Annotated in this window: 11 protein-coding genes; 7 read left to right on the top strand and 4 right to left on the bottom strand. The window is 44.7% G+C overall.

Annotation, left to right across the window (positions count from 1 at the left end):
• Positions 1-16 precede the first annotated feature (16 nt).
• Positions 17-1,342 carry a UDP-glucose/GDP-mannose dehydrogenase family protein gene (locus D9A03_RS09910; protein WP_120497030.1) on the top strand — a complete coding sequence of 442 codons (1,326 nt, stop codon included), beginning with the start codon at positions 17-19 and terminating at the stop codon, positions 1,340-1,342.
• Between the two features lie 24 nt (positions 1,343-1,366).
• Positions 1,367-2,746, top strand: coding sequence for a phosphoglucomutase/phosphomannomutase PgmG (pgmG, locus tag D9A03_RS09915; protein WP_371682959.1), 1,380 nt, complete (start codon positions 1,367-1,369; stop codon positions 2,744-2,746).
• Between the two features lie 128 nt (positions 2,747-2,874).
• Here pgmG and D9A03_RS09920 read toward each other — a convergent pair whose 3' ends face one another.
• Positions 2,875-4,101, bottom strand: a complete 1,227-nt coding sequence (locus tag D9A03_RS09920; protein ID WP_120497032.1) for a D-alanyl-D-alanine carboxypeptidase — start codon at positions 4,099-4,101, stop codon at positions 2,875-2,877.
• A 235-nt stretch (positions 4,102-4,336) separates the two neighbouring features.
• Between D9A03_RS09920 and D9A03_RS09925 the strand changes: the two genes are divergently transcribed.
• On the top strand, positions 4,337-5,026 hold the full coding sequence (locus D9A03_RS09925) for a hypothetical protein (protein ID WP_162938072.1): 690 nt from the start codon (positions 4,337-4,339) through the stop codon (positions 5,024-5,026).
• Between the two features lie 120 nt (positions 5,027-5,146).
• On the opposite strand, the gene D9A03_RS09930 is transcribed toward D9A03_RS09925, so the two are convergent.
• Positions 5,147-9,040, bottom strand: a complete 3,894-nt coding sequence (locus tag D9A03_RS09930; RefSeq protein WP_120497034.1) for an Ig-like domain-containing protein — start codon at positions 9,038-9,040, stop codon at positions 5,147-5,149.
• A gap of 510 nt (positions 9,041-9,550) precedes the next feature.
• Between D9A03_RS09930 and D9A03_RS09935 the strand changes: the two genes are divergently transcribed.
• The 3 genes from D9A03_RS09935 (at position 9,551) to clpA (ending at position 13,465) form a co-directional block, all read left to right on the top strand.
• A complete protein-coding gene (locus D9A03_RS09935; protein WP_120497035.1) occupies positions 9,551-10,114 on the top strand; it encodes a phasin family protein in 564 nt (187 codons plus the stop codon).
• Positions 10,115-10,432: 318 nt separating this feature from the next.
• Entirely contained in the window at positions 10,433-10,759 is a 327-nt protein-coding gene (gene clpS / locus D9A03_RS09940) for an ATP-dependent Clp protease adapter ClpS (protein ID WP_120497036.1), read from the top strand.
• Positions 10,760-11,164: 405 nt separating this feature from the next.
• Positions 11,165-13,465: an ATP-dependent Clp protease ATP-binding subunit ClpA gene (clpA, locus tag D9A03_RS09945; RefSeq protein WP_120497661.1), complete on the top strand. Its 2,301-nt coding sequence runs from the start codon at positions 11,165-11,167 to the stop codon at positions 13,463-13,465.
• Positions 13,466-14,026: 561 nt separating this feature from the next.
• Here clpA and D9A03_RS09955 read toward each other — a convergent pair.
• Together D9A03_RS09955 and creD are read right to left on the bottom strand one after the other, a co-directional pair.
• Positions 14,027-16,546, bottom strand: coding sequence for a bifunctional diguanylate cyclase/phosphodiesterase (locus tag D9A03_RS09955; protein WP_120497038.1), 2,520 nt, complete (start codon positions 16,544-16,546; stop codon positions 14,027-14,029).
• A 214-nt stretch (positions 16,547-16,760) separates the two neighbouring features.
• A complete protein-coding gene (gene creD / locus D9A03_RS09960) occupies positions 16,761-18,245 on the bottom strand; it encodes a cell envelope integrity protein CreD (RefSeq protein WP_120497039.1) in 1,485 nt (494 codons plus the stop codon).
• A gap of 237 nt (positions 18,246-18,482) precedes the next feature.
• On the opposite strand from creD, the gene D9A03_RS09970 reads away from it, so the two are divergent.
• Positions 18,483-19,085, top strand: a complete 603-nt coding sequence (locus D9A03_RS09970; protein WP_120497041.1) for a DUF1287 domain-containing protein — start codon at positions 18,483-18,485, stop codon at positions 19,083-19,085.

Here is a 19,085-nt window from a genome sequence, read left to right on the forward strand (position 1 = left end):
TTCTAAGGAGTAGTAAATGCGTATTGCAATGATCGGTACAGGCTATGTTGGTCTGGTATCCGGGACCTGTTTTTCCGAGTTTGGAACTGACGTTGTTTGTGTCGATAAGGATTTGAAGAAAATCGAAGGTCTTAAGAAAGGTGTGATCCCGATTTTCGAACCGGGTTTGGATGCGCTTGTCAAAAATAACTCTGAAGCGGGGCGTTTGACCTTTTCCACTGATCTTGCAGCTGCGGCAAAAGATGCTGATGCTATCTTTATTGCGGTTGGAACTCCTCCTGGTGAAAATGATGGCCAGGCTGATCTTTCCTATGTTTATCAAGCGGCGAAAGAAATTGCTGACGTGATTGATGGCTATAAAGTCATTATAACAAAATCGACTGTGCCTGTTGGTACGGGGCGTGCCGTTGAACGTATTATTCGGGAAGCGAGACCTGATGCTGAATTTGATGTGGTTTCCAATCCTGAGTTTTTACGTGAGGGGGCTGCGATTAATGACTTCATGCGCCCTGATCGAGTTGTGATTGGTGCAGAAACCAAACGAGCGCAAGATGTTATGGCAGAACTTTATCGTCCTTTATACTTGATTGAAACGCCTATCCTGTTCACAAAACTGGAGACATCGGAACTCATTAAATATGCAGGTAATGCCTTCCTTGCGACAAAGATCTCTTTCATAAATCAAATGGCAGATCTTTGTGAAAAAGTAGGGGCTGATGTCCATCAAGTTGCCAAAGGGATTGGCCTTGATGGTCGTATTGGACGCAAATTTCTTCACGCAGGTCCGGGTTATGGCGGGTCCTGTTTTCCAAAGGATACTCAGGCCCTTGCCTATACAGCACGAGAATATGATGCCCCTGTAAGTCTTGTTGAAGATGTTATTTCTTATAACAGTGCACGAAAGCGCCAGATGGCCGAGAAGGTTGTTGCTCAGTGCGGTGGTTCTGTTGCAGACAAGAAGATCGCAATACTAGGGCTTACTTTTAAGCCAAATACAGATGACATGCGGGACTCTCCAAGCCTAGATATTATACCTTTCCTCCAGGCAGAAGGTGCGCAAATAACCGCATATGACCCTGAGGGTATGACAGAGGCACAGGAACTTTTATCCAATGTGTCTTACGGTGAGAATGCGTACGAAATTATGAATGACGCAGATGCTCTTGTTATTATTACCGAATGGAATGAGTTCCGTCGTCTTGATCTTGAGCGTGTAAAAGGATTGCTGAAATCCCCTGTAATGATCGACCTTCGAAATATCTATAATCCGGATGAAATGAAAGAAGCGGGGTTTGACTACCTTTGTGTTGGCCGTCCGTTGTCTGCATTTCTTGCCGAATAAAATTTAAACTCCAAGCTAAACGAGATCGCTTTGTATAATTTTGATCCGACAATTATTCGTGAGTATGACATCCGGGGTATAATCGGAGAAACTCTTTCTTCTGCTGATGCCACAGCTATTGGACGTGCTTTTGGTACGATTATACGCCGTGCTGGCGGCAATAAGGTTGCTGTGGGGTATGATGGACGGACGTCGTCTCCTGATTTGGCTGATGCTCTCTCTCAAGGGTTGAGAGCGTCCGGTGTTACTGTCTATGGAGTTGGTCGCGGTCCTACACCAATGCTGTACTTTGCGGCTTATACATTGCCTGTAGATGGCGGGATTATGATCACAGGATCTCATAACCCGGGCAACCATAATGGTTTTAAGCTGGTTCAGAACAAACAGGCTTTTTTCGGAGAGCAAATCAAGGAAATCGACAGGATTGCCAAGTCAGGTGATTTTGAACAAGGTGAGGGTGATTATATCGAACATCCTATCTTTGATGCTTATATTGCGCGGCTTCTGGAAGAAGTTCAATTTAATCAAAGCGGATTAAAGGTAATTTGGGATGCAGGTAACGGGGCGGCTGGAGAAGCGATGTCGTCTCTTACTGCGAAGTTACCGGGACAACATGAACTGTTGTTTGCGGATATTGATGGAACGTTTCCAAATCACCATCCGGATCCAACTGTCCCGGAGAACCTTGCGGATTTGCAAAGAGCTATTTACGAAAATAAGGCTGATCTGGGGATTGCTTTTGATGGTGATGGAGACCGTATCGGACTGGTTGATGCCGAAGGTGAGATCTTGTGGGGAGATCAAATTATGCTCTTCCTTGCCAAAGGTGTACTCAAAGACCTGCCCGGAGCCACCATTATTGCTGATGTGAAAGCTAGTCAGGTGCTTTTCAATGAGGTTGAAAAGTCAGGTGGTAAGCCGGTTATGTGGAAAACAGGACATTCACATATCAAGTCTAAAATGATTGAATTGAATGCACCCTTTGCTGGTGAAATGTCGGCGCATCTTTTCTTTGCGGATCGTTATTATGGCTATGACGATGCTCTTTATGCAGCGGTTCGTGTTTTGAATATCATCGAAAATGAAGAACTATCACTGGCCGAGTTCAGGAAATCTTTACCAAAGGCTGTGAATACACCCGAGATGCGATTTGAGTGTGCAGATACTCGCAAATTTAGCGTGGTGGAAGAAGTTGCTGCACGCCTAGCCGAAGAAAAAGCTGATGTCGTATCTGTTGATGGCGTTCGTGTGAACACTGAAGATGGTTGGTGGCTGTTACGGGCATCAAACACTCAGGCTGTTCTGGTCGCCCGCTGTGAAGCATCTAGCGAGGATGGTTTGAAACGGCTCCAGAAGCAACTTGCAGATCAGCTTCTCAAAAGCGATGTCGCTATTCCAAATTAAATTTGGAAACCAAACCTTAAAAGAAGAAAGCCGACACAAAATAGTTTGTGTCGGCTTTTTTGTGTCCGGGAAAAGAAACTAAGGCGGTTAAAGTTTTTCGGCTTTTGACGTCTTTAAACGCAGTCTCTTTAAAATAGTCCAGGGGGAACGGCAACACACGACATACGTTGTTGCTTAAGCTCACGACAAGCATTGCGCGCAGCGACTTCATCAAGGCCTTTCAGGCGAGCGCGATAGAGAGAGCCATCTGCTTTGTTTACTTGCTGAATATGGACCTGTGTTCCTGTCGGTGTTGATTTAATCTGAGCCAAAGCCTGATCTGCGGCCATTTTTGCCGGTTCGTATTTTCTAAAAGCGCCGACCTGAATACCCCAATCAGAGATTGGTTGAACTGCGGCGCTGCTATCCGGCTGAATAGCTGCAATCTGACCTGGTAGGGAGAGGTCGGTTGACGCTGTCAGGGTTGGGCGTGATTTTGGCAGTGGTGGTGCGGATACAAAAACGCTTTCCCGACGAGGGTTTCGTTTTGGAGCAACCGGTAATTTCGCAACCTGTGTAATACCAACACGTTTGAAGCTTTTGTCCAATATTTCTTTCATGTGTCGATCACGGGAGCGGCCTGTTTTACCACCAAACACAACGCCAATCAGGCGGCGATTATTACGAACAACCGAGGCAACCAGATTAAACCCGGATGCACGGGTGTAGCCTGTTTTTATGCCATCTGTTCCCTGATAGCTGGCCAGCAGCTTGTTATGATTTCTATAGGATCTGTTTTTATACTTGTAACTTTGTGTTGAGAACAGGTGATAGTACTGCGGAAAATCACGTTTCAGCGCAATTGCCAGCTTTGACATGTCACGGGCTGTGCTCAATTGACCGCGGTTCGGTAAGCCAGAAGCATTGCGGAATGTTGTCCTCGTCATGCCAAGAGAATGTGCTTTTTTTGTCATCATCTTGGCAAAAGTTGTTTCTTTTCCACCGATAGCTTCGGCCATAACAACAGCGGCATCATTGGCTGATTTTGTAACCAAAGCCATAACAACGTCTTTGGTAGAAATTGTGCTTTTATATCTTAACCCAAGCTTTGATGGTGCCATTCCGGCGGCCCGTTTTGATACAGGCAGCTTTTGTTTCATGGTTAACTTGCCCTTTTCCAAGGCATCAAATGCCATGTAGAGGGTCATCATTTTTGTCAAAGAGGCGGGATAGTTACGCGTATCAGCGTTTCTACTGTAAAGAACTTCGCCAGTATGTGCATCAATCACTAGGGATGCATACTTGGCCTGTGCCGGTGCCATAAGCACGAACAGGGTCAGAAGCATAGTGGTAATGAGCTTCAGTCCTAGGTTCATTAATTCCCCCCTTTAAATGGGTTTGTAGATAAATCTTAGGCGATTTATCGAATGTTATAACTCAAATACATCTGCTAACCATTTAAAACAGAAGGATTCTACATAAAATCGATTCTTCTGTCCAGCTGCCATTAGGATGACATATTTATCTTGAGAATGTGTAAAGATACAATGCCAATGTTAATAAATGGCAAAAATGGCGGAAAATTGGTTAATTTTATACATTGAGGATAAAATGCGTTTAGCTCAATTTGTACCTTTAGTACTTTCGCCGCTTCTAATTGCTGCGGGGTGTACATACCAAGGGAATATCGACAAACCCTATACCCAAAAAGCAACCTGGTTCAGCTATGTTGGCGGAGATGACATCCGTGCGCGCTGTGCACCAGGGCTTACGGAATATCGGTTAATATATAATGCCGTGTATGACGAGCAGATTCGCAGCTATGAGATCAAAGGAAAGCCAGGTGAAGCCGCTGAAATGATTTCCCGTGTTCAGGAAGGTCATGGGCTTGATGTGACAGAAGTCTCTTTGTCTGATCCTTTGGCGCAATTTGGTTGGGAAAAATCGACAACTATTCTTTCTGTTTCAGAAATGGACGAACTGGAATCTCTATTGAAGGTATCTGGTGCCGGAGAACCAATAACAAAAGGAGCACGTTTGCGATCAGACGATTTCTATTGGGTCTCAGCACTCTGCTATGATGGGGCCTTTGTTTATAATGGTTGGAGAAAAACACCAGAAGGTTTTGAGCATCTGGCCTTTATGCCTTTCCTTTTGAAGCATGATGGAACCGGTGTTGCGGTTAATCCTTTTCGAGATGTCGGTGGTAAACATATTGCGCGACTGCATCAATCCAGGGCGGAAAAACGCAAACACTTTGACCTTGAAGTGGGGAACAATGGTCTTGTAACAGGCTTTTGATAAAGGAGAAAAAACAAAAACAGGCGGGCTAGTTGTCCCGCCTGTTTTACTGAGCTATTAAGTGAAATGATTTCTGTCAGCATAATCGATCATCAGGTCTTTTTTTCTTGATTAAAACCATTAGGTGGTTATGAGAATAACTTCATTTTGAGCCAGGTCATCAAGACTACCTAATTCGGTTATACCTTCTAACCGGGCAATAGCCTGATATTCAGCTTGTTGATTACCAGTACTATTGACCATTAACACTGTATCGCCCTCGACTTCATCCAATCTGATATAGTTTTCCAGGATGATATTATCTTGTCCATCAAAGGAGAGCAGATCAGAGATATCAAGGATATCCCCTTCGGCAAGATTAAAATCTCTGACCACATCCTGGCCATGATCTAAAGAGTCAAAGACAAAACGATCCGCACCACTGCCTCCAAGAACAGTATCTGAACCATTACCACTGATCAGGATGTCGTTGCCATCTCCGCCGTGTAAACCATCATTACCTGCACCACCCAGTAAAATATCGTTACCGTCGCCTGCGATTAAGAAGTCTTCTTCGACTGTGCCTGTCAGTGTCTCGGCCGCTTCTATGCCAAAGATTCGTACTCCCTGATCAAAGGTTCCTTCTGGTCTTTGCGCCCAGTCCGGGGCTTCTTCGTTAAACTCCTTCAAGGCATCCCAGCGCGGGGAATTATCAAGAAGATCCTGTAATGCAGAGAAACTTCCCCAATTACTGTGTACGCCGACTTCCTGAAACTGATTGAAAAGAGTTGTGCCCTCAATGTCCAGCCACCCTTCGTAAACTTGGGCATAGAGATCCCCCATTCTTGGGTCCACATGTAATTCTTGGAAAAACTCTGATAGAGCATCCATAACATCCAATGTTGTGCCGACCATGTGTGAGCCGCCTTCATAGGAATTCACGGTCCAGCCATATTGTTGGGCAAATTCGGCCTGTACGCGAATGTAATCCAAAGCTGTTTGTATAGTTGGCGGGGAAGCCCAGTCAGGTTGTCCGGTCATGTCCACATGTTGTGCTGTTCCGGAAAGCTGTTCAAATATCATGTCTTTGGCGCGTGTTTCGCCGAATGCGGCAATCCAATCTATGACCTGTTCGGCGAAACCGCCGTGAGCGGCGGGTGACCCGAAGCCTCCACCAAAATACCAGGTTGTCGAAATTTCATCGAAAAGTTCAGATACAGATTTGCCAACAGATTCAGCGTAAACTTCTGCGCCGCGTACAGCTGTGTACAGAGGCCAGTCGTCATTACGGGTTTGCGTTGCGAGAACGCTGATCAACTGTTCATCAGCTGTATCGCCAAAAGCATCGCGGAAAATATCCTGAACCTGTGCAGATCTGTATCCATAATATTCTCGGTGCGGATGGTCACCGAATGTTGTTCCGAAAAGTTCACGGCCAAGAACGTTCGCATCCTCGGTTTGAGAGAAGCCGTAGCCGTAATTCCATACTTCGTTGGAATATTCCACATAGGCTTTTAAAGAAGGGTCCAGATTTTCTTTTACATAAGCTGCAAACTCTCGGATGTATTCATCTGTGGCGTGGAACGGGATTGTGAACCATGGATCTGTCCCGGTTTGGTTGGCAAGTTCGACCATCACTTCCAGTGGTACACCGGCATCGCGGTTCCAGGCAAGGTCATCGACTTGAGGTTGGTCTGACAGCTCTTTGACCGCAGACCCGTTGGTATTCATCCATTCCATAAAGCGAAGGACACGGAAGTCTTCAACCAGATCCAGCCATTGCGGATTGAAAATTTCTCCAGTTTCGTACAGCTCCAGATAGTCACTTTTTACGACCGAAATGTTTTTGATGTAATCACCGGTTTGATTGGAATCTGTCCCATCTACGTGGACGGTAATTGAATGCTGATCTCCGGAAAGTTCAAAGGTGATTTCCCCGTCCTGCCGGGATAGAACGGTTAAACCATGACCCTGAAGATTGATTTCTCCTTCCCCTTCGTAGCGTAGAGTGTATTCACCTGCTGTAACTTCCGGATTGTGTTCTGATGCCTTTACATCCATGACAATTGACGTCAGGCGCCAGGCACCATCAGGCATTTCGGTTATCCAGCCATGAGTGTCTTCCAGACCGGCATCCCGTACTTCCTGCATATCTATGCCGCCCCACCAGCTACCTTCTTCGGTAACAACCCACTCTCTTGCCTGTTTCATTAAATCTAGGAAGGGAAGGTTAGACCCCCAATCCCGAACAGCAGACAAGTTCAGGGCTACAGAGGGGTGTTGCAGTCCTTCAGCAAGATCTGGATCCGGGTCAGGATCGACAGGATCTTCTGTAACATCAAATTCGACAGAGGTTGTGATATGTGCACCGCTATTGTCTGTTGCCGTGATAACGATGTCATGCTGGCCTTCCTGTCCCTGTGCGGGGGAGAGACGCAAGTTCGAGCCTTCTATGGAGGCAAAATCAGCGCCTACAACGTTAAAGGTCAGGATATCGCCATCCGGGTCTGTGAAACTGGACGAAAGATCAATTAGAATATCGTTGCCAGCTCCAAGGCTTGGAATATGGATAATGTCTGTAAGTACTGGTGCGTCATTGACAGGAGTAACGGTCAGGGAAACATCCTGTTCGAGTATGTTGCCATCTTCGTCCTGCACTTGATAGCGAAAGGTATCAACACCGTTAAAGTTATCGTCTGGTGTATAGGTAACCGTTCCATCCGGGTTGATAGAAACGGTCCCGTTCTCTGCAGGAAAAACCTGTATGAGAGAGAGCGTATCGCCGTCGGCATCACTGTCGTTAGCCATTGGATCAATGATAACAGAGGTATCTTCTATGACTTCTGCGTGGTCAGGAATTAGTACCGGAACTGTATCTTCGGCCGTTTGTGGTGTTACATGAAAAGTTACGTTGGTTTCTGCTATCTCGCCACTTGGGTCACGTGCTTGAATGGTAATTGTGTAATCACCTTTGTGTCCTTTGTTAGGGGTGAGACGAAGAATATTTCCTTCGATATTTGCAAAAGAAGCACCTGTAACTGTAAAGCCTAGCTGATCGCCATCTTTATCGGTAAAATAGCTTGCCAGATTAATTTCAAGATTCTGACCTTCTACCAGTTCACCTACGGAGATTTCAGCCGAAAGCTCGGGCGTATCATTCACAGGAGTAACGTTTACAGTGACATTTTGGCGGATGAAATTACCGTCTTCATCAGCGACCTTGTAACGAAATGTATCCTGGCCATTAAAGTCGGCATTGGGCCTGTACGTTATTGTTCCATCGCTATTTGCTGTAACCTCGCCGTGTTCAGCTTGATAGGCGTAAGAAAGATAGAGTTGATCACCATCAGCATCATAATCATTGGACAGGACATCAATGATAACGCTGCCATCTTCATTAACCGTGGCTGTATCGGCGGCGAGTACCGGTATGGTATCAGGCACTTTTGTCAGGTAGGAACGCCCCTGTTCATCTGTTTTTTCTTCCAGATTTTCATCACCGAAATACTGTTCGGGGACTTTGTAAAAAGCACTGCCATCAAAAATGTTGTCAGCTGATCCATCTTTTTGGGCATCTATTTGTAACAAGCTACCACCACGGTTGTCGAAGTAGGTGATTTCTATTTCATAGAGGCCGCTTTCAAAGCGACCCTGTCCTTCGCTTCGCCCAGGTGCACGAAGGTCTTCAAAGGAAGTGATAACCTGCCCGCCAATTTTTAACTCAAAGCCATCATCTGTGTATGCTGAAAAATTGTAACTGCCAGCATCAAGGTAAACGTATCCGGTCAGGGATACCATAAAATGATCAAGGTTTTGATTGGGGACCCAGGTGGAGAGGTTGTCGATATCATTGCCAAGAAAGTCACTAAATGATGTTGGTTCCCAGCCAGTGCCTTCGCCATAATTCAGGGATCTTGCCGTAAAGGTTGCTTCCACATATCCCTGTTCATCGCGTAATTTCTTGGCTTCGGAAAGGGAATATATGTCCCTTTCAAAAAAGTAAAATTGTCCTTCGAGTCCTTTTGGCGCACCCATCTTGCTTCCTCTCTATTTTCCCAATTAACTCAAAAACCACACACAAAAATTCAGGGCTTCATGAGTAAAGCCTGGAAATTATATGAAGAAGGGATAGGGAAGGTCATACGCCATTCGGGGTATGATTGCGGGTCGAACAGGGATGTCATAACAATGCCACAAGCTGAATAATCTTGATAACTTCTTGTAGTTATGGCCGTTGTTGCCCCTGCAGTGACACGAATACAGCTATAGAGATTAGTGGTTTGGCGTTGCTTTCGCTTTAGTTGCTATGTGTCAGTTTGGTTGCAATAGCGTTATGTGTTTATTGCATTGCAGCATTGTCCTTGAAATTCTAAATTATATGTGTATGTTAATATCAATGTTGCGTTGCAGCATGAGTGAGTTGTCAGTTGGGGAGGATGAACGTTCCGCCCTGAATTAAGAGCGAAGGCAGCCTTAAATCTTTGCCTCGGAAAGAGGTAATACAGGTGGAACGCTGTGAAGACGAACTGATCCTAGGAGACTAAGGTGACAACAACCAAGAAAAAGTTGGCAGATACGACTGAGAGTAAAGCGAAGGCTACACAAGCTAACGCAAAGAATACTGGTAAAGATACTGTTATTAACGGAACTGATACCGTGGAGAATATAATGAAATCAAGTATGGACGCTGCTGCTAAAGGTTATGAGCAGGCTTTTTCTTTTTCTCAAGCTCAGGCAGAAAAAGTTATGGATACTCTATACAAACAGTGTGAAAGTGCAGCTGAATTAAGTAGAGAAAATGTTGAACTGGCTGCTAAGTCAGGCAACAGTATTTCCGAAGGTTATCAAAAGCTGAACTCAATGTTCATGGGCATGGCACAGGATGCTATGAAAAAGAACTTTGCTGTTGCAGAAGCTTTTCTTGGCGCAAAAGATTTTAACGAAGTAACAGACATTCAGTCTAATTTTGCACGCGAATCTTTTGATGCTATGGTTAAAAATGGTAATGAGTTGACAACATTTACAACCAAGCTGACAACCGAAGCTGTTGAGCCGGTTCGCAAGCAGGTTACTGAAGCTGTTGAGAAAATGACAAAAGCCGCTGCTTAAAGTTAAAAGCACGTTTTTAGGTAACGCCGGAAGCCCTGTATTTTGCAGGGCTTTTTGTGTGAAAATAACTCTTCATCATAGCTCTCTATCTTGAAGAGAGAATGCGGGCACCTTATACTATAATGCTGTTGGTGGCAGGGTATCATGTGCCATGTGCAGACTTGGCGGTTTTTCGGGGGGTGCTTAAGTTTGCGAGTTATTGAATTTTGTTGCCTGTTTACCAATACATAATAAAACTGTAGATCTTTTAACGCGATTATTGAGATATCGCTGAAAAGATTATCGTTAAAAGATCAGGAATGATTAGGTAGTTTCTCTATGAGTGGAAAAGAGCGTGATGATGATTTTGGCACGTCGGATGACATTCTCGTAAAACCACGCGAGAAAACCAAACGTCCGTCGATGTACAAAGTTTTATTGTTGAATGATGATTACACGCCAATGGAATTTGTCATTCATGTTCTGACACAGTTTTTTGGCAAAGATCATGATGATGCAACGCGTATCATGCTTCAGGTACACCAAAAAGGTGTCGGGATCTGTGGCGTTTTCAGCTATGATGTTGCAGAAACAAAAGCAACACAGGTTGTCGATTTTGCCCGAAAAAATCAGCACCCGTTGCAATGTACTATTGAAAAAGAATAAAGCTACTGGTTGATATTTAACATGGGGGCTGTTTGTCCCCATCTATCTAAAATTTGAAAAAATTCAAATTTCTCTCGATATTTTTACCCTTTCTTCTTTTTTTTATCTCTACAATAATTTTGTACGATTTAGGTAACGCCCTGATAAAATATGTGATTTCGGGGAAACGTACCTATTTTGGCCATGATTACAGGCGATAAAGGAATTGTTATTTATCCAACGCCTTGTTGAGCGAACATACTCTCCCTAGGTATAGTTTGTAACAATGATCAAAGAGATTGGGTTGATATTAGGGTATTGGGACCTCGGTATTCGTAAATGTATGATGTTTACATATTGAAGTGCTGATAAGTCAGCTCAAACGATCAGATCACGATGATTGTGAAGGGAAGTTAATTTATGGCAATGCTATCAAACAATCTGGAACAGACACTGCACAGAGCCTTGGCCTATGCCAATGAACGTCGGCACGAATACGCCACGCTAGAGCACCTGTTGCTGTCGCTTACAGAAGATCAGGATGGCATTTCAGTCTTTAGAGCTTGCGGTGTGGAAATTGAAACACTACGCGAAGATCTGCTGGATTACATCGATAACGATCTTTCCAATCTGACCACCATTCACCTGGGTGATGCAAAGCCGACAGCAGGTTTTCAGCGCGTTTTGCAACGTGCAGCAATACATGTGCAATCATCCGGCCGTGAAGAAGTTACTGGTGCCAATGTTTTGGTTGCCATGTTCTCTGAACGGGAAAGTCACGCAGTCTTTTTCTTGCAAGAACAGGAAATGAGTAGACTGGACGCGGTGAACTATATCAGCCATGGCATCACAAAGGTCGAAGGGTTGGAAGAAACCCGGACTATTCACGGAGCAGACGACCTGATGGAAGATGGCGAGAGCCAGGCAACCAAAGGACGTGAAGCTATCGATGCCTATTGTGTTGATCTGAACCAGAAGGCGAAAGACGGGAAAATCGATCTGCTGGTAGGACGCGAGCAGGAACTGGAACGCACAATTCAGGTTCTGTGTCGTCGGACAAAAAACAATCCTTTGTATGTTGGAGATCCTGGTGTTGGTAAAACAGCCATTGCGGAAGGTTTAGCCAAAAAGATTGTGGATGGTGAAGTTCCTGAAGTTCTGAAAGAAACTAAAATCTTTGCTCTCGATATGGGATCTCTTCTCGCTGGAACACGTTATCGTGGTGATTTTGAAGAGCGTTTAAAAGGCGTCGTCAAAGAAATCGAGGCTATGGAAGGTGCGGTTCTCTTTATTGACGAGATCCACACCGTCATTGGTGCCGGGGCGACTTCTGGTGGTTCTATGGATGCTTCAAACTTGTTGAAACCTGCCCTGCAGAATGGTGAACTTAGCTGCATTGGATCGACAACCTATAAAGAATATCGCAACCATTTTGAAAAAGACCGGGCGTTGGTGCGTCGCTTCCAAAAAATTGATGTGGCAGAACCTTCCATCGAAGATGCGGTCAAGATTTTGCGAGGCCTGAAGCCTTATTACGAAGAGCATCACGCGGTGAAATATTCTAGCGAAGCCTTACGTACGGCTGTAGAGCTTTCCGCACGTTATATTGGTGACCGGAAACTACCGGACAAAGCGATTGATGTGATTGATGAGGTTGGCGCATCACAGATGCTTTTGCCTGAAGATAAACGCAAAAAATCGCTGGGCGTGAAAGACGTTGAAGCTGTCGTTGCCAAGATCGCCCGCATCCCGCCGAAATCAGTTTCCAAGGATGACAAGTCTGTGCTCAAAAATCTTGAGCGCGATTTGAAAACCATGGTTTACGGACAGGATCAGGTAATCACCTCGCTTGCGTCCGCGATCAAACTAGCCCGTGCCGGCTTGCGGACACCGGAAAAACCAATCGGCTGTTACCTCTTCACTGGTCCAACTGGTGTCGGTAAGACAGAGGTCGCCAAGCAGTTGTCTCATTCATTGGGTGTTGAACTCACCCGTTTTGATATGTCCGAGTATATGGAACGTCACGCGGTCTCTCGTTTGATCGGTGCGCCGCCGGGCTATGTCGGATTTGATCAGGGCGGCCTGTTGACTGACGCCATTGATAAGACACCACATTGCATTTTGTTGTTGGATGAAATTGAAAAGGCGCACCCGGATATCTTTAATATCCTGTTACAGGTTATGGATAATGGCCGCTTGACCGATAATAATGGCAAGACCATTGATTTTCGGAACGTGATCCTGATCATGACTTCCAACGCTGGTGCTGCGGATATGGCGAAACCTGCAATTGGGTTTGGGCGCGAAGTACGGATCGGTGATGATGAAGAGGCTGTGAACAAGATCTTCACACCAGAATTCAGAAACCGTCTGGATGCGATCATTCCCTTTAAGAACCTGTCGCCGGTCGTTATGGCCAAGGTGGTCGACAAGTTCATTATGGAACTGGAAACTCAACTTGCTGACCGTCAGGTTACCTTTGAGTTATCACCAAAGGCCAAGAAGTGGCTGGCAACGGAAGGTTATGATCCGCTCTATGGGGCACGACCGTTGGCCCGTGTGATCCAGAACGAGATCAAAAAGCCACTGGCTGAAGAACTCTTATTTGGCAAGCTGACCCGTGGTGGTGTTGTTCGTATTGATATTAAGGACAACAAGCCTAGTTTCAGCTTTCCGGATGAAAAGAAATCCGGACCCAAAAAATCAAGGCGGAAAGAAAAAGCCTGATAGGCTGCTTACTTAATTAAAGGCCTCGCAAAATGCGGGGCCTTTTCTTTTGAGAGAAATGTAAAGAGTCATTGGTAAGATAAACTCTCGAATTATTATGCTGTCATAGCCATTCAATTTTGGGGATATTTGATCTAATTTCTATTTCTCCTCAATCACCAGTAAGGTAATATTTTTTCGAGGATATGGTGAAGGTATCTATGTTTCCAATATCTTGACTTCCATCAATATCTGTAGTGTAGATCATGTTTTTCTTATGCCAAACTACAGATTGTAAATTCTTGAAAGTGATTTTCCCTATCCTATAACAATACTGTTCATTCACGTTTGGCGGTTGGTAAGCAGGATGTTCTTCCTGCAAAGCTATTTCGGCAATAAATGATATTTCTGTTTTGGTCTCCTTAATGTTTAGGAGCCAGCTGTCTTCGAGATAAATATTCTCAAAGCCGGGTATATGAAAGTATTGCTGCAATGTTTAAGTGGCCTAAGTATGTGCGTTTTTAGAGGAGTTAGCGAAATATTTTTGCAGTGATAATTTGTACGTTTTATGTGTGAGTATTCTCAAACATCAACGACTTGTTCTATATCGGGAATGGCTTGGTTATCGTTTTGCGAAATGCGGTTTAAAAAGTCGGAATACTGTTCCGGTTGTAGGGGCTTGGCGTAGAGATATCCCTGGAATTGATCGTACCCGAGTGACTTGAGATAGTTTGCCTGTTCCTTGGTTTCCACGCCCTCTGCAATAATGGTTAGGTTGAGAGCATGCCCCAGACCTGAAATTGCTTTGGCGATTGCCAAAGCATCACTTTCTGGTAAGTCTTTCACAAAAGATCTGTCCAGCTTGAGATGTGTTACCGGTAGTTCTTTGAGGTAGCTTAGGGAAGAATAGCCCGTGCCAAAGTCATCAATGGCAATGGTTGCTCCTGCCTCCCTCAATTTGGCAAGCATTGGGGTGATCAGCTCTAACTGCTGAAGAGTGGTACTTTCTGTGATTTCGATCTGGACATCGCCAGGATTGAGGCTATAGCGTTCAACGATATCCTGGTAATCCCCATAGACATCGCCATGGAGTAACTGAACGGCAGAAACGTTGATTGCAACGTGCCCGGGGGTAAAGTGCTGGTCTCGCCATTTAGCAATCTGTTCACCGGCGAGATGCATGATTTTTGTCCCGAGCGGGATAATCTGTCTGCTTTCTTCGGCAATGGGAATGAATTGATCCGGGTAAATAGGCCCCTGTGGAGTTTGCCATCTGACAAGGGCTTCACAGCCAACTGGTTGCTCGCTGTCGGCATCAACTTTTGGCTGATAGAGGAGGAAAAATTCGTTGTTTTCGATACCCGAAGATATTTGCTTCTCCATTTGAATGTTTTCAAGCAGTTTCTTGTCGAGTTCGGGATCAAAAACTTCAATACCAGTCAGTTTTTCTTGTTTCGCATGTTTGTTGAGCTGCTCACATTTGCTCAGGAGTATTTCGGCATCTTGGCCATCTTTTGGATAAACACAGGCTGAAAATGTTGCTTCCAAATCCAGATTATAAGTGGTTTTTTCCTGCGGTGAGTCCGGGTGACTGGCTGTGTGTTTGAATTTCAAGGTTTCAAGAATTTCATCGCGCAGGAAATTCAGTTGTCGATGAGACAGGTTTGGGGGGGAGAGTAGAATAAAGTGCCCGCCACCAAGGTGGCCAAGTGTGCAATCCTCGCCCAACAGTTTTTGCAGTCTCTGGCTAATTTCAATTAATATTTCATCACCAACCTCTCGACTTAGGAGTTCGTTGATTTTGTGGAAAGATGAGATATCAAAATAAAGGATATAAAAGTTGTGTTTATGAGAAATTCTGGCCTTTTGTGTGATGTGCTCAATAATTAGTGTTCTATTGGGCAATCCGGTTAAAGTATCTCGTGTTGCCAGAGACCTCAATTCTTTTTCGGCTTGTATCTGGTAACTGACGTCGAGCATAACAGCTTGCTTTTTCAACGAGCCATGCCATTCAATTGTATTGATGTTGGTATCCAGAAATATTGGCGTACCATCATGGCGCAGACGTTTTTCGGCAGCAAAGTGTATATGGCCTTCCTTTGGCATTTTATTGAGTGATATCAGATCGTTTGGATCGACAAAGGTTTTTGCATAATCGCCAAGATTGATGAAATCTTCAGCAGTATCATATCCAAAAATTTTGGCGGCAGCAGTATTGGAATAGACAATTTTATTATCCTCATCTGTGACGACAAAACCCTGTAGCGAATTCTCCAGGAGGTCTTTAAATCTCTGTTCTGAAGACTTGATCTGTTTATTGCTACTGACCAGGCGGCGGACAAACATTTTTAGTGTTTTGGCAATATGTGCGATTTCATCTCTTTTATTAAAACGGCTGACTTTTACGGGTTCGTATTGCGATGGTGTATCAGGATCAAGCGCAAGAATATTTTTGCTGATTAGTGACAAAGGCTTTGTGACATATAGGTAAGTAACAAGAAGCGTGGTGAAGAAGATGATCGCACTGATTGTAAAAATTGATTGAGCGAGATAACTTACAAGGACGGTTATATCTTCGATCTGGTATTCTATCGAACCATCAACGATTAGCATTCCAACAGGTTCTTTGGAAAAGCCGTCAATTGTTTGTGTTTTATAGAAAAGATCAATGGATATTTGTTCCAAGTGTTTGTATGTAAAGCTAACAATTGTATCTCTGATAAGTTTGTCAAAAAGAGATTCAGTATGTTGTGATACTTCTGGCGCTGATTTGTGCGCAATGACTTCTTTGTCTTCGTTGAGGATTGTCACAGCTTGAACAGCGGGATCTTCTATCAGGCCGGTAACCAAGGAATTTATTGCATCTTCGTCAAAGTTCCATAAAGCAACCGAGGCACTGAAAGAAGCGAGTTCTGCTTTGTTGTTCAGTCTTTCTTGCTGTTCTTTCAGCGCAAGTTTGGTCAGGCTTTGCCCCATGTACCAACAGACAATGCTGCCAACTATGAAGCAGATGCAGAGGGATATTAAAGCTATTTTCAGGCCGAGACTTTGGTTCTTCTCTTCGACAAAATCAAACTTTTTCTTAAACAAGGAAAAGCTCATGAGATTAATCCCTCACACGAATGACTTTAAGTTATGTTTTGATTCTTAAGATTCTGTCATCAGTGTAGGCATGATTTGTAAAAATAGTATGAAGCACTACTTTGGGGGATTTTTAGGAAGGGTTGAGTGCAAAAGTTGTTCGCATTTTTGCACAATATGTTTTCGGACAGAAGAGGTGCAGAAGAAAGTACTTCTTCTGCCCGAAAATAATAACTTATGTTTCTAATACCTCTTGATCTAACTCTTTTGTTCTTGGCTTTTCAATTGAGTCTTTGTTCAGATTTCTGGTCATGTACATCATTACCAACAAGACCAATAACAATAGGCTGCTGCCCATGGTCAGGGCATAGTCTTCCATCTGCAAAATAGAGTAGAGAAAGCCATAAAGAACCGTGAGCAGACTGCCAATTGCCAAACCATTGGTACGGTTTTTTGTTGCAGCGGTAATATAGCTGGATATGGAAAGAACAGTGACAAGCGCTGCCAGAGTGTAGGAGATATAGAAACTGATGTGCTCGGACAGTGTTAGCAGCAGCAGGTAAAAGATGGACAGGGATACACCGACCAGTAAGTACTGTACCAGATGTAATCGTATGCCCCGGGTAAATTCAAAGGCCAGTAACATCAGGTAGGTCAGGGCGACAAACATGATGCCGTACTTTGCTGCACGAATGGATGTACCGTAGTGCGAGACGGGTTCAAAAAGCTGAGCTTCGGCAATGATTTCGCCAAGATTCAAATCGTCTGAATCTCGAAAAATTTGGGGGTAATTACGGGATAGATGACTGACCTCCCATGCGGCACGAAAGCTCTCATTTGTGATATCCCGATTTTTGGGAAGGAACTGTCGGAAGCTTGGGTGGGGCCAGTCTGCTGATATTTCAATATGGGTGTTCATACCCAAAGGAATGGCACTGATGTTCCTGCTACCTCGCAAGGTGGTATCAAACTGAATGGAAAAGTTGGAAAAGTCCTGTGAAGGGTCAAGCTTTGCGGAAAAACCACTACCCAGATAAGCGGTGCGTAAACCTGTACCAGGCATGAGTTCCAGCTTTTTTCCATCCAGTCGAACTGCCGGGGAAGAGCCAATACCGCTGTTGTCGGTCAGGGCGATGGCAACATAGGCCTGATCGTAATGGATTTTTTGCAGGTTTTTGATCGGGGGAGGGTCCAGACGAAAGTTGGCAGAGCCTTTTATATCAGCAGTGTAAACCAGACTTTTATAGATAGAACGCTCTCTGAAATCATGGGCAAGATCACTGTTTAGTTTGAGTTGGTCGGGCAGGACAACGAGCTTGTCTTGCCCCACAACAATCCGATCTTTGCCGTCACTGTCGGTAATACGCGTTTCTGTCGTGTAGGGAACAACAAGTACGGGCGCGGCGAGGGTTTGTTGTTGTCCCCATTCCTGATCAGTCTCATGTATGACCGAGCGATAGAGGTTGTGCCTTTCCTGCATCAGATCGTGAACCAGAGCGGTAGGAATAAGCATCATCAATGTCAGGAAACCAATGATAACTGCTTTAATCATTAGTGGATTGCTATTGGCAATTTTTCCACCCAGATCCCCCGTTAATCCGGAAGCCTGTTGCGCATAGCGGCCATAGAGCCAGCGCAGGCAGACAAGCCCGACAATGGCGCAAACGCCTAAAAACAGGACGACGGCCAGAATGACCAGTACGGTCGTAAAGTCGATCATTTTTCCTCCCCCTTAAAGGAAATGTATAATTGGGCGCTTGAAGAAAGCGCGTTGGTCATGAATGCAAAAGAAATAACGTTAATGGTACACGAAGGTAGAAAAGGTTTGAGCAGATTTTTTGAACTGATTGGGGCAATCCAGGGAAAAATGGCACAAACTTGCCACAGTTTAAGCAAACCTTTCTGCAAAGTTTGTTTCCATGGATATTGATCGTATACGAACCTGTAGGGGGATTTGATGGTGAAAAGGCCTATTCTTTCAACTGTCTGTATCGGAACATTTCTGGCTTTTTCCAGCTCTGTCTGGGCCGAAAGTTTCACTGGACAAAGTCTTGCCGAGGCCGCCCTGGAGCGCACAACTCAGAATGTTATTTATGATGGCAGTTATTATTCGATTGCTTATCCCGGTGGTGACGTACCTGCGAATATTGGTGTTTGCACGGATGTGGTTATCCGAAGTTATCGGGCGCTGGGGATTGACCTGCAAAAGCTGGTGCACGAAGACATGCGGGCCAATTTTGCCAGCTATCCAAAGATATGGGGATTGAAGTCAACGGATCGAAACATTGATCATCGCCGTGTTCCGAATTTGCGGGTTTTCTTTACCCGTCATGGTCAATCGTTACCTTTATCCAAGGATGCCGCTGACTATCTGCCGGGCGATCTGGTGACATGGAACTTGAACGAGAGCGGATCATTGCCGCATATAGGTATCATCAGTAATCAAAAATCATCCAGCGGCGTGCCATTGGTCGTTCACAATATTGGTTTCGGACCGCAGCTCGAAAATATGCTGTTTGATTATAAAATGACCGGGCATTACCGATATATAGAACGGTAA

Source organism: Kiloniella sp. EL199 (genome assembly GCF_900313065.1).
Classification (GTDB): Bacteria; Pseudomonadota; Alphaproteobacteria; order Kiloniellales; family Kiloniellaceae; genus Kiloniella.